An 11,627-nucleotide genomic window follows, 5' to 3' on the forward strand; every position below is an offset into this window, starting at 1 on the left:
AGCTGCCCACCGCTGATCGAGCTTGTCGAGATCACTTCCACTCGGCGTCGGTGAGAATCCACGGCTCCCGCGGCAGCGTCGCGGGATCGAAACGGGCGACGAGATCTGCCGGCGCCACCCGCTCACTCCGGGCCGCCAGACCCAACGACACCGCGATGTGGTCGAGCACCGACGCCGCGTCGACACCGCGCGCGGCCAGGTCGGTCAGCGTCACCGCGCCGTCACGCTTGGACAACCGGATGTGGTTCTCGTTCAACACCATCGGGACGTGCGCGTAGATCGGCGGGCGGTGGCCGAGCAGGGTGCACAGGTAGGCCTGTCGCGGGGCCGACGACAGCAGGTCGTCGCCGCGAACCACCTGATCGATACCCTGCTCGGCGTCATCGACCACCACCGCCAGGTTGTAGGCCGGTGTGCCGTCGCCGCGTTCGATGACGAAATCGTCTACCGCCCCGACGTATTCGCCGTGCAGCGCGTCGGTGACCGCGAATTCGGTGACGTCGGTGATGATCCGGGTGGCGGGTGCTCGTCCGCTCGCACGTTTCTCGGCGCGCTGGGTGTCGGTGAGGTGGCGGCACGTCCCCGGATAGGCGCCCGGCGGTGTGTGCGGTGCGCTCGGTGCCTCCAGGATCTCGCGGCGGGTGCAGAAACACTCGAAGGTGCGGCCGCGGGCGCGCAACCCGTCGATCACCGCGCGATAGTGGTCGAGACGATCACTTTGATAGATCACCGGAGGGTCCCACTCGACGCCGAGGGCATGGAGGTCGTCGATCTGGCCCCGGTCGGCACCGACGGCCGTGCGGTCCAGGTTCTCCATCCGCAGCAGAAAACGGCGACCGGTGGTGCGCGCGAACAGCCACGACAGCAGCGCGGTCCGCAGGTTGCCCACATGCAGTTCGCCCGACGGCGACGGTGCGAACCGGCCCGCGGCACTCACGTCCACCGATGCAGGTGCGGCCGATCGATCCGGGGAAGACATCGCATCGAGCCTACCGCCGCGCCGCCGGGCCACACCCCGACCGGCGATCGGCAGTCCTCAGATCGGGGCGCCGAGTTCGATCACCAGCCTGACCCCACCGAGTGGACTGTCCTCGAAATACGTCTGGCCGCCATGGAGTTCGGCCTGCTGCGCGATGAGGGCGAGTCCCAGACCCGAACCCGACGCCGCCGCGGTCGATCCTCGGACGAAACGCTCGAACACGCGCCGGCGCTCCTCCGGTGCGATGCCCACACCGTCGTCATCGACCATCACCGCCACCGTCCCGGCCGGTTCGCGTCGGCCGCTGATCTCCACTCGGTGCGCGCGTCCGTGTTTGACGGCGTTGGTGATCGCGTTGTCCAGGGCGAGACGGATGCCGTCTCCCCATCCGGTGACGATCAGCGGGTCGTCGCCGAGCACGGTGACGGTGATGCCAGGGTGGATGCGCGCCGACTCCGCGGCGGCCTCATCGGCCACCTCCAGCACGTCGACGGGTTCGCCGGGGCCGCGTCGCAGGTCGCCCGCCGCGAGGTTCTCCAGGGCCTGCAGCGTCGCCTCGATCCGGCCCTGAGTGTGGAGGAGGTCGGTGAGCAGCGCGTCACGGTCGGCGGGTGCGAGCCGCGCCGAACCGATCACCTCCAAGTCGGTACGCATCACCGTCAGCGGGGTGCGCAACTCGTGTGCCGCGGCGGCGGCGAAACCGCGGGCGGTCTCCAGTGCGGCCCCGGTTTCCTCCTGCGCGAGGCGGATGCGCGCCAGCATCCCCCGAATCGCCGACGCGAGTTCATCGGTTTCGCGTGCGCCCGTCGGGGCGTCGTCCACGTCCGGTGGCGTGGCCGAGACCTGCCCGGTGAGCCGCACCAGCGGCCGCACGGCCCGGCCACCGAACACCCAGCCGAGCAGGCTGGCGGCGATCACCGCGACCGCCCCGGTGACCCAGACCCGGCGCTGCTGGGTCCGGGTGATGGTGCGCGCGGTGAGCGTGGGTGCCGCCACCGAGACGTCCACCCGTTCTCCGGTGGCCAGCGTCGCCGACCCCGTGTCCACCCGGTATTCGGTGCCGTTGATATCGACAGTGTGAAACCCATACGGCTGCCGCGGGATTCGCGTGGTGGTTCCGGCGACCACGGTGTCCCCGTTGCGCAGGGTCACCGCGAGAGCACCCACATCACCGATCCGACCGAGGTCGGCCTGTGCCACGTCGATGTTCAGACTCACCAGCCGGCTCGCCGTCTCCAGTTGCCGATCGAGATGGTTCAGATTGTTGCGCGCGATCTGATACGAGATGAAACCGGCCAGGGCGGTCACGATGATGAATGCCCCGGCCGACGCCGCCGCGGCCACCCGGACCCGCAGTGAGAAGGGCCGTCGCGGCATCACCGTCGCGGACCGCCGTGTGTGGTCGAGAGCCCCGACCTCACGTCTCCTCGTCCCGCAGCACGTAACCGATTCCCCGGACGGTGTGCAGTATCCGCGGGCGCCCGTCCACCTCGGTCTTGCGCCGCAGGTAGCCGACGAAGACGTCGGCGACGTTGGTGTCGGTGGCGAAGTTGTAGCCCCACACGGTTTCGAGGAGTTCGGCGCGGCTGAGCACCCGGCCATGATTCTGTGCGAACGCGGCCAGCAGGTCGAACTCGCGGCGGGTGAGATTGAGTTCGAGGTCGTCGCGGAACGCGCGGTGCGCGGCGAGGTCCACCCTCAGCGGACCGGCCTCGAGGGGCTGCTGTCGAGACCGCGGCACATGCGGGTCACGCCTGCTGCGCCGCAGCAGGGCGCCGAGCCGCGCGGTCAGTTCGGCCAGCACGAACGGTTTCACCAGATAGTCGTCGGCGCCCGCCTCGAGCCCAGCGATCCGCGCCTCGGGTGAACTGCGCGCGCTGAGCACGCAGATCGGCACCGTGCTGCCGCGGTCGCGCAGTTCGCTGATCACGCTCATCCCGGAGCGGTCGGGCATCGTCATGTCCAGCACGATCGCCTCCACCTGGTCCTCGTCGAAGATCCGAAGTGCCTGCGTGCCACCGCTGGCAACCTCGACGTCGAAGCCGAAGACCTGCAGTCCGCGGCTCACCGACGCTCGTATCGCGTCGTCGTCGTCGACGACGAGAACTCGTGCCCGGTGCTCCGGTCCGCTGACCATGGTCCTCAACGGTACGGCGTGTGGGCCTGTTCGACGGACGTGAACCGATGAGAGATCGGTGAGAGTCACGCGTGACGATCAACCCGCCGCCCACTGCTGGCTAGGGTGTCAGGGTGCATCGCGTGGTGACGGTGGGTGTCCTCGGATCGAGCGCCCTGCTCGGCTTGGCTGCACTCCTCGGTGGCTGCGCCTCCAATGATCAGGTGTACGTGGCGCCGTCGACGTCTCTGGTGGTCCCCGCGGCGGCGACGCTGGTGGGGGAGGTGTCCGCGATCGGGCCTGACGACCTTGCGGTCGACGCCGGACTGGCCAGACCGGTGTCGGTTCGCCTGGCCGCCATCGTGCCGGTGGTGTGTGCGGGGGGACCGGCGCCGGCTGCCGCGCACTCCGATCTCTCCGCCGCGCTGTCGCGCACCGTCGCCGTCGGTACGCCCGTGGTGGTGGCGCGCGTCGCCGGCCGCGACCCGAACGGCGACGTGCTGACCGGTTACGTGTTCCCCCGTGCACCGCGGTCCACCGATCCGAGCGGTCCCAGCATCAACGAACAGCTCCTGCGTGCCGGTGAGGCACAGGTGCAGCCGCCGGTGCGTCATGGCCGGGACGCACCACCGGTGGACAAGCAGGTCGCATCCGCGGTTGCGGACATGCCGCAACCCGGGCGCACGCTGTACCCGCGCCTGGTGGCCGCCGAATCGGACGCGTGGTCGGCGCAACGGGGACCGATCGGCGGATGTGCGCGCCACCAGCAGGTGCTCGACGATCAGGCTGCCGCATCCCGCGCGGCCGCCGCCACCACCACGCCGACCACGGCGCCGACGTCGCCCCCCCGACCGCCGTCGTCGACGCCGACGAACGAGCCGGTGCCCACACGAGAGCATCCGATCCTCACCCGGATCTGCAAACGCATCGACATGTGCTGACGTGCACGCGTGAACGGCCCCGCGCATGCGCGGGGCCGTTCGGTCGGCGTTCGGTGCAACCCGCTGCTCAGTTCAGCGGTCCGGGGCAACGCCAGTCGTGAATTCCCGGACCCGGCTTGCCGACTCCGGGGCCGGGATCACCGTGCTGTTGCTTCTTCTGCGGGAGTCCGGGGCATCCCCAGTCGATGACGCCGGGACCCGGTTTGCCGATGCCGGGGCCCGGGTCGGCGGCGTGGGCGCTGCCGGCCCCCGCCATCAATGGAAGTGCGGTGAGGGCGCCGGCGGCGGCGACACCGGCGGCAAGGCGGCGGATTCGTGTCGAACGTGTGGTGATGGACATGGTCATTTCCTTTCCGTGGGTCTTCAATTCGGTTGTTTCGCCCTGCGTCGGGCACCACCGACGATGCGGGCCGGGCGTGCTCACGACAACGCTGCGACGTCGCGCCTCACCGGTTCCTCATGCGCGTCGTGGGCCGAACTGCGCAGATGCGGATCGACGTGTGAACAGAGTGAGAGTCGCGCCGGGATACGGGGGTCGTTGCGGGAATCGAGTCCAGTAGGGACGATGGGGTGGTGGACCTCCCGGTGATGCCGCCCATCGCGCCGATGCTCGCCAAGGCGGTCGATGCCGTTCCCGAACAACCCGACGGTGAGCCGGAGTGGTCATATGAACCCAAGTGGGATGGGTTCCGTGCGTTGATTTTTCGCGACGGCGACGAGGTGTACATCGGCTCCCGCGGCGGTAAGGATCTGGCCCGCTACTTTCCCGAGATCGTCGACGCCGCGCGTGTGGAACTACCCGCCAAGGTGGTGCTCGACGGTGAGATCGGCGTGCCGGCGCTGTTGGGTGACACCCATCGGCTCGACTGGGATTCGTTGGCCCAGCGCATCCATCCCGCCGAGTCACGGGTGCAGATGCTCGCGGAGAGAACCCCGGCCATCTTCATCGGATTCGATGCGCTGGCTCTCGATTCCATCTCCGTGATCGACGAGCCGTTCGCCCGGCGTCGGGAGGTGCTGCTGCACGCCGTCGGCGACGACGAGGTGGGACGACGGATCCGTGTCAGTCGCGTCACCACCGATGCCGCCGAGGCCCACGAGTGGTTCTCGGCGTTCGAGGGCGCCGGACTCGACGGGGTGGTGGCCAAACGTCTGGGCGGTCGTTACGTGCAGGGCAAACGGGAGATGCTCAAGGTCAAGCACAAACGCACCGCCGACTGTGTGGTCATCGGCTATCGCGTACACAAGAGCGGCACGGGTCTCGGGTCGATGCTGCTGGGTCTCTACGCCGATGGTCAGCCGCGGATGGTCGGCGGCGCGGGGGCGTTCACCGACCGCAAGCGAATCGAGTTGCAGCAGATGTTCGAACCACTGCGTCTCGATCCGGAGGCACCCGCCGCGGGGCAACCCACGCGCTGGCGGTCGGAGAAGTCGGGGGAGTGGATCCCGATCCGCCCAGAACTCGTCGCCGAAGTGGCGTATGACCAGATGGAGAACGGCCGGTTCCGCCACACGGTCAAGTTCCTGCGGTGGCGACCCGACCGCGATCCCGCCGGATGCGGCTACGACCAGCTCGAGGTGCCGCTGACCTACGATCTGCACGACGTGCTGGAAGGCGCTGACTGACATGGCATCTCGTTCGCCTGCCGAAGAACTCGACGTCGACGGCGTCGCGGTGCGCCTGAGCAACCCGGACAAGATCTACTTTCCCCAACTCGGTGAGAACGGCGGCCGCAAACGCGATCTGGTCGGCTACTACCAACGCGTCGCCGAACACGTGGCGGGCGGGAAAGCCGGTGGCGACGGGCCGATGATGACCGCCGTGCGCGATCGCCCGACCTTTCTGCAGCGATTTCCCGACGGCGTCGACGGTGACGAGATCTACCAGAAGCACATCCCCAAGAAGCGTCCCGAACACGTGCTGTCCACTCGCATCACCTTTCCGTCGGGTCGTACCGGAGACGCGCTGCGGCCCACGATCCCGGCCGACGTCGTGTGGGCCGCCAACCTCGGGACGGTCACCTTCCACACCTGGCCGACGATCTGCACCGACAACGACCATCCCGATCAGCTCCGCATCGACCTCGACCCGCAGCCGGGCACCGACTTCGACGACGTGCGGGCGGTCGCGCTCGACGTGCTGGCCCCGCTGCTCGACGAACTCGGGTACACCGGATTCCCGAAGACGTCCGGCGGCAGGGGGATTCACGTCTACATCCCGGTGGAACCGCGGTGGGACTTCATCGCCGGACGGCGCTGCGTGATAGCGCTGGCCCGCGAGATGGAACGCCGCAAGCCCGACGCGGTGACCACCTCCTGGTGGAAAGAGGAACGCGGACAACGCATCTTCATCGATTTCAACCAGAACGCCCGCGACCGCACGATGGCGTCGCCGTACTCGGTGCGACGCAGCGCCACCGCCCGGGTGTCCACGCCGGTCACCTGGGCCGAACTCGCCGACGTGAATCCCGACGACTGCACCATCTCCACCGTGCCCGAGCTGCTGGCGAAGAGGGGAGATCCGATGGGCGACATCGCCTCTCATCGTCGCGGGCTCGAACCCCTGCTGGAACTCGTGCAGCGTGACGACGCCGATGGTCTCGGCGATATGCCGTATCCGCCGAGCTATCCGAAGATGCCCGGGGAACCGCCGCGGGTGCAACCGAGTAAGAAGGTCGGCGCACACTGGGATTCCCACGGTAACCGCATCACCGGAGGCTGAACCCGCCGTTGTGATCGCCGACCACCGAACACCGGTTGCTCGAGGCCACCCGACCACGAAGGAGATCCGATGCCCGCCACGCACGAACCCCATCCCTGGCCCGAGGTGCCGGTGGCCGAATGGGAGGACACCCGCGACACCGTGCAGTTGTGGACGCAGATCGTCGGCAAGACGCGACTCGCCTTGTCGCCGCCGGAAAATCACTGGTGGAATGTCGCGCTGTATGTGAATTCGGTGGGACTGACCACGTCACTGATGCCCTACGACGGCTACGGGGTGGAAGTGGTGTTCGACTTCACCGCCGACGTTCTGGAGATCGTCACCACTCGCGGCGAGCGACGGCAGGTGCGGCTCGAACCCCGCACCGTCGCCGATTTCTATGCCGATTACCTCGCCCAACTGGGCTCGCTGGGCATCGAGTTCCCGATCTACCCCAAACCCGTCGAACTTCCCGAGGCCACCCCGTTTCCCGACGACACCACGCACGCCGCCTACGACGCCGACGCCATGCGCCGGTTCTGGACGTCGATGGTCAGTGCCAAGCGGGTGTTCGACACCTTCCGCGGACAGTTCACCGGGAAATGCAGTCCGGTGCACTTCTTCTGGGGCGCTTTCGATCTCGCGGTCACCCGTTTCTCCGGAGGTGGCGCACCGCTGCATCCCGGCGGCATACCCAACTGTCCCGACTGGGTGATGCACAAGGCCTACGACGCGCAGTTGTCGAGCGCGGGATACTGGCCGGGCGGCGGTGCGGAAGGGGCGTTCTATTCCTATGCCTATCCCGGACCCGACGGATTCGGTGACGCCGTCGTCGCTCCCGACCCCGCCTACTTCGACGAATCGCTCGGCGAGTTCCTGCTGCCGTACACGGCGGTGCGCAGTGCGTCGGACCCCGATGCACTGGTGCTGGAATTCTTGCAGTCGACCTACGACGCGGCGGCCCGCCTCGCCGACTGGCCGCTGCCGCTGCGCTGAGAAGGACGTAGGGTGATTGATCGCCGGTGCGTCAGGTCGTGCTGGACCGGATTCGAGGTGGGGACATTGAAGAAGACCGCTGTGATGGTCGCGATTCTCGGCGCGGTCGTCGCGACGCTGCTGGCTCCCGCGGCCACCGCGCGCGCCGCCGTCCTACCGGTGCGATCCGGCATGGAGATCGAGGTCCCGCAGACACTCGTCACCGCCGCCGAATGCACCCTCGGCGCCGTCGTCTCGGCCACCGACGCCCTGACCGCAGGGCACTGCGGCAACGTCGGTCAAGACGTCTATACCGGCGGGGGCAAGCGCATCGGGACCATCCGCGCCAACCGCATCAACCAAGGTCTCGACATCGCGATCATCCGCCTGGCGCCCGGCACCAGGGCTGTCGTCGACCCGATCGACTGGTCGTCGGGCTTCCGGAAGGGGCAGACCGTGACCAAGTTCGGTGTGACCTCGGGATTCGGCCGCGGAGTGATCACCGACCCCCGACCCGAAGTGCGCAGCGCGCGCGGCTTCTCGCTGGCCCCGCCGTTCCTCATCCTGCACGACACCGTCAGCGTGGAGTCGAGTCTGGTGTCCCGATCGGGCGACAGCGGGGCGGGTGTGCGGGACGCGAGCGGGCGAGTGATCGGCATCCTGTCGGCGGGGTCGGACACGGCCACCCTGATCGCACCCGTGTCGTTGATTCCCGGCCATCCGCGCTGACCAGGACACCCACCTGCGGCCGCACGCATTTGGGTAGCAGGCGCGACGCCCGCTATCATCGCTGAGCCTGGAGGATTCGCCTAGTGGCCTATGGCGCTCGCCTGGAACGCGGGTTGGGTTAACAGCCCTCGGGGGTTCGAATCCCCCATCCTCCGCCAAATCGTCGAACGCGGTGCGAGTCGGTGAACGCGGGTGGTACAGCCACCGCGTCTACCGGTTCGCGCCGCGTTCTCGCGTTGAATCCGGTGAAGGTGTGCGTCGACCAGGGCCGGTGTGCTCGTTGGGCGCGCGCCTGGTTAGAATTGACGACGGATCCCGCGCGGCGTGCATCCTGTGAACTCCCCCAGGGCCGGAAGGCAGCAAGGGTCAACGGGCTCTCTCGGGTGCGCGGGGTCCCCCATCACAAGGTCACCAGCGCCGTCGGGCCGCGAGAGCCAAAGCCGCGTCGGCCCGGCGAGAGGGCTTCGCGTTGAACTACCACTCGATGAGTGCCGACCAGCTCCGCGCCACCCAGGACGACCTGCGCAAGCTTTACGACGCGCTCTGTGCGGCCGGCCTGAAACTCGACCTGACCCGCGGGAAACCCGCCGCCGATCAGCTCGACCTCTCCAATGAACTGCTGGCCCTGCCCGGCGCCGACGACTTTCGGGACGCCGCGGGCACCGACACCCGTAACTACGGCGGCATCGCGGGCCTGCCCGAACTGCGGGCGATCTTCGGTGAACTGCTCGCCGTGGACCCCGCCAATCTCATCGCTTTCGGCAACTCGAGCCTGGAGCTGATGCATCAGCTCACCGTGTTCTCGCTGTTGCGTGGCAACCCGGACTCCACGACCCCGTGGGGTGCGGCACCCATCAAGTTCCTGTGCCCGTCGCCGGGCTACGACCGGCACTTCGCCATCACCGAGCACTACGGCATCGAGATGATCCCGGTGCCGATGCTGCCGAACGGCCCCGACGTCGACGTGTGCGCGGAACTGACTGCTGCCGATCCGAGCATCAAGGGCCTGTGGGCGGTGCCCACCTACTCCAACCCGACGGGGGCCACCTACACCGAGGAGGTCGCGCGGGCGTTGATGTCGATGCCCGCCGCCCCGGACTTCCGCATCTACTGGGACAACGCCTACGCGGTACACACCCTCGTCGACGCGCCCCCGCCGCCGCTGCCGATCATCGACATCGCCGCGCAGGAGGGCAACCCCAACCGGGTGTACGTCCTGGGGTCCACGTCGAAGATCACGTTCGCCGGTGCCGGCGTCGCGTTCTTCGGTTCCTCGCCGGCCAACGTCGACTGGTTCACCAAGAACCTGTCGTTCTCGACGATCGGGCCGGACAAGATCAACCAGCTCCGGCATACCCGGTTCTTCGGCAGTGCCGCGGGCGTGCACGAGCACATGGCCCGGCACCGCGCCCTACTGGCGCCGAAGTTCGCGCTCGTGCTCGAGATCCTCGCCGACCGTCTCGCCGACTCCAAGGTCGCGGCCTGGTCGGAGCCCGAGGGCGGCTACTTCATCAGCCTCGACGTGATCGACGGCGCGGCCAAGCGGACCATCCAGCTGGCCAAGGAGGCGGGTATCGCGCTGACCGCGGCCGGGTCGACCTACCCCTACAAGGACGATCCGTACGACCGGAACATCCGGCTCGCGCCCACCTTCCCCGGCATCGACGAGTTGCGTGCCGCGATGGACGGCGTGGCCACGTGTGTGCTCCTCGCGGCCACCGAGACGTTGCTCTCGGCCGCCGACTCCTGAGCCGGGATGAGCAGAGTGTCTCGCCGGTGGCTGGTGGCCGCCGGGTTCGCGCTCGTCGGGGTGCTCGCGCTGTGGCTGCAGGACGTTGTGGTGCCCTACACCACACCCTTCTGGGGTCTGTTCGACAATCAGCTCGATCTCGACGTCTATCGTGCCGGCAGCCAGACCGTGCTCGACGGTGGGAGTCTCTACGACGCCAAACTGCTCGGGCAGATGGACTACACCTACGCGCCCATCTCCGCCATCATCTTCTTCCCGTTCGCGTGGATGCCGTTCGAGGCCGCTCGAATCATCTGGACCGCAGGCATTTTCATCGCGCTCTACCTGGTGATCATGCTCAGTTTCCGCTCACTCGGCCGGCGGGCGAGTTGGCCGCTGCGGGTCATCGCGGTATCGCTGGTGGCGGTGTCGCTGCTGCTCGAACCGGTGCGCACCACCATCTGGTACGGGCAGATCAACGTCTTCCTGATGCTGATCGTGCTCGCCGACCTGCTACGACCCGACCGCAGCCGTGTGATGGGAGTCGGCACCGGTATCGCCGCAGGCATCAAGCTGACGCCGCTGATCTTCATCCTCTATCTGGGTCTGCTGCGCCGTTGGCGGGCGATGCTGGGCGTGATCGCCGGGTTCGTCGGCACCATCGTCGTCGGATTCATCGCATTGCCCGCGGAATCGTGGGCGTACTGGACCGACAAGCTCTTCGACTCCAATCGTGTCGGCGCCCCGCAGACGGTCGGCAACCAGTCGATCCGCGGGTGGCTGGCCAATCTGATCCACACCGACCATCCCAACGGGCTGCTGTGGCTGGTGCTGGTGCTGGCCGCGCTGACGCTGGGGATGTACGCGGCGGTTCTGGCGCACCGCAACGGTCAGGAGTTGCTGGCGTTGTCGCTGGTCGGCATAACCGCCTGTGCGATCTCCCCGATGTCGTGGGGGCATCACTGGGTGTGGTTCGTTCCGGTCATGGTGATCTGCGTGCACCTGGCGTTGCGGACCGACCTGTCGGCGCCGCGGCGCGTCGCCGCGGGGCTCGGGCTCGCCTGCCTGATCCTCGTCGCGTTCTCGTGGCGGACGTATCTCGCGCATCCGATCTGGTTCGTGAACAAGACGGTCCCCGACGCCTACCTCATCGGGCTGTTCTTCAAGCACGGCATCGCATGGCTCGAATGGTTCACCGTGTACCCCTACAACGCGGTGTTCCTCGGGACGTCGATCGCGACGATCTTGGTGTTCCGCACTTCGCGGACATCTCCCCTTCCCAGTGCCGACACCGAGCGCGACCCGGTCGGGTAGCCCGTCGAGCGTGCCCGGATCCGAGTCGAGCGTGCCCGGATCCGCGTTGAGCGTGCCCGGATCGAGGTTGAGCGTGCCCGGTTTCGGGTTGAGCGTGCCCGGATCGAGGTTGAGCGTGCCCGGTTTCGGGTTGAGCGTGCCCG

Annotated in this window: 11 protein-coding genes, 1 tRNA gene and 1 other RNA gene; 9 read left to right on the forward strand and 4 right to left on the reverse strand. The window is 68.0% G+C overall.

Translation table 11 applies throughout. From position 1 onward, the window contains the following. Positions 1–31 precede the first annotated feature (31 nt). The 3 genes from gluQRS to ACWDTD_RS11845 are packed head-to-tail and all read right to left on the reverse strand — an operon-like array spanning position 32 to position 3,116. Positions 32–979 (reverse strand): tRNA glutamyl-Q(34) synthetase GluQRS, encoded by a 948-nt coding sequence (gene gluQRS / locus ACWDTD_RS11835; protein ID WP_449747298.1) that lies wholly within the window; start codon positions 977–979, stop codon positions 32–34. Positions 980–1,036: 57 nt separating this feature from the next. Beyond that, the gene (locus ACWDTD_RS11840) at positions 1,037–2,356 is read right to left on the reverse strand and encodes a sensor histidine kinase (RefSeq protein WP_449747299.1); all 1,320 of its coding nucleotides are present in this window, start codon (positions 2,354–2,356) and stop codon (positions 1,037–1,039) included. Positions 2,357–2,396: 40 nt separating this feature from the next. Beyond that, positions 2,397–3,116 carry a response regulator transcription factor gene (locus ACWDTD_RS11845; protein ID WP_449747300.1) on the reverse strand — a complete coding sequence of 240 codons (720 nt, stop codon included), beginning with the start codon at positions 3,114–3,116 and terminating at the stop codon, positions 2,397–2,399. Positions 3,117–3,229: 113 nt separating this feature from the next. Between ACWDTD_RS11845 and ACWDTD_RS11850 the strand changes: the two genes are divergently transcribed. Beyond that, complete coding sequence (locus ACWDTD_RS11850) at positions 3,230–4,036, forward strand: hypothetical protein (RefSeq protein ID WP_449747301.1); 807 nt, start codon at positions 3,230–3,232, stop codon at positions 4,034–4,036. 67 nt (positions 4,037–4,103) lie between these two features. On the opposite strand, the gene ACWDTD_RS11855 is transcribed toward ACWDTD_RS11850, so the two are convergent. Continuing rightward, positions 4,104–4,376 (reverse strand): hypothetical protein, encoded by a 273-nt coding sequence (locus tag ACWDTD_RS11855; protein WP_449747302.1) that lies wholly within the window; start codon positions 4,374–4,376, stop codon positions 4,104–4,106. Positions 4,377–4,609: 233 nt separating this feature from the next. On the opposite strand from ACWDTD_RS11855, the gene ACWDTD_RS11860 reads away from it, so the two are divergent. From ACWDTD_RS11860 to ACWDTD_RS11895, 8 genes are all read left to right on the forward strand, one after another. Further along, positions 4,610–5,662, forward strand: a complete 1,053-nt coding sequence (locus ACWDTD_RS11860; RefSeq protein WP_449747303.1) for an ATP-dependent DNA ligase — start codon at positions 4,610–4,612, stop codon at positions 5,660–5,662. A 1-nt stretch (position 5,663) separates the two neighbouring features. Further along, complete coding sequence (locus tag ACWDTD_RS11865) at positions 5,664–6,758, forward strand: DNA polymerase domain-containing protein (protein WP_449747304.1); 1,095 nt, start codon at positions 5,664–5,666, stop codon at positions 6,756–6,758. Positions 6,759–6,827: 69 nt separating this feature from the next. Beyond that, positions 6,828–7,733: a DUF5996 family protein gene (locus tag ACWDTD_RS11870; RefSeq protein ID WP_449747305.1), complete on the forward strand. Its 906-nt coding sequence runs from the start codon at positions 6,828–6,830 to the stop codon at positions 7,731–7,733. Between the two features lie 57 nt (positions 7,734–7,790). Beyond that, a complete protein-coding gene (locus ACWDTD_RS11875) occupies positions 7,791–8,441 on the forward strand; it encodes a trypsin-like serine protease (protein ID WP_449747306.1) in 651 nt (216 codons plus the stop codon). Positions 8,442–8,510: 69 nt separating this feature from the next. Next, positions 8,511–8,599: transfer RNA gene (locus tag ACWDTD_RS11880), tRNA-Ser, on the forward strand. A gap of 149 nt (positions 8,600–8,748) precedes the next feature. Beyond that, an RNA gene (gene ffs / locus ACWDTD_RS11885) (signal recognition particle sRNA small type) lies at positions 8,749–8,843 on the forward strand. Positions 8,844–8,910: 67 nt separating this feature from the next. Continuing rightward, the gene (locus tag ACWDTD_RS11890; protein ID WP_449747307.1) at positions 8,911–10,191 is read left to right on the forward strand and encodes an aminotransferase class I/II-fold pyridoxal phosphate-dependent enzyme; all 1,281 of its coding nucleotides are present in this window, start codon (positions 8,911–8,913) and stop codon (positions 10,189–10,191) included. Between the two features lie 6 nt (positions 10,192–10,197). Continuing rightward, a complete protein-coding gene (locus ACWDTD_RS11895) occupies positions 10,198–11,484 on the forward strand; it encodes a glycosyltransferase 87 family protein (RefSeq protein ID WP_449747308.1) in 1,287 nt (428 codons plus the stop codon). The last annotated feature ends 143 nt before the right edge of the window (positions 11,485–11,627 follow it).

It is taken from the genome of Gordonia sp. NPDC003425 (genome assembly GCF_053588635.1).

Coding starts and splice junctions, on each gene's coding strand:
- gluQRS (WP_449747298.1), bottom strand. CDS start 979: ATGTCTTCCCCGGATCGATCGGCCGCACCTGCATCGGTGGACGTGAGT.
- ACWDTD_RS11840 (WP_449747299.1), bottom strand. CDS start 2,356: ATGCCGCGACGGCCCTTCTCACTGCGGGTCCGGGTGGCCGCGGCGGCG.
- ACWDTD_RS11845 (WP_449747300.1), bottom strand. CDS start 3,116: ATGGTCAGCGGACCGGAGCACCGGGCACGAGTTCTCGTCGTCGACGAC.
- ACWDTD_RS11855 (WP_449747302.1), bottom strand. CDS start 4,376: ATGTCCATCACCACACGTTCGACACGAATCCGCCGCCTTGCCGCCGGT.
- ACWDTD_RS11865 (WP_449747304.1), top strand. CDS start 5,664: ATGGCATCTCGTTCGCCTGCCGAAGAACTCGACGTCGACGGCGTCGCG.
- ACWDTD_RS11870 (WP_449747305.1), top strand. CDS start 6,828: ATGCCCGCCACGCACGAACCCCATCCCTGGCCCGAGGTGCCGGTGGCC.
- ACWDTD_RS11895 (WP_449747308.1), top strand. CDS start 10,198: ATGAGCAGAGTGTCTCGCCGGTGGCTGGTGGCCGCCGGGTTCGCGCTC.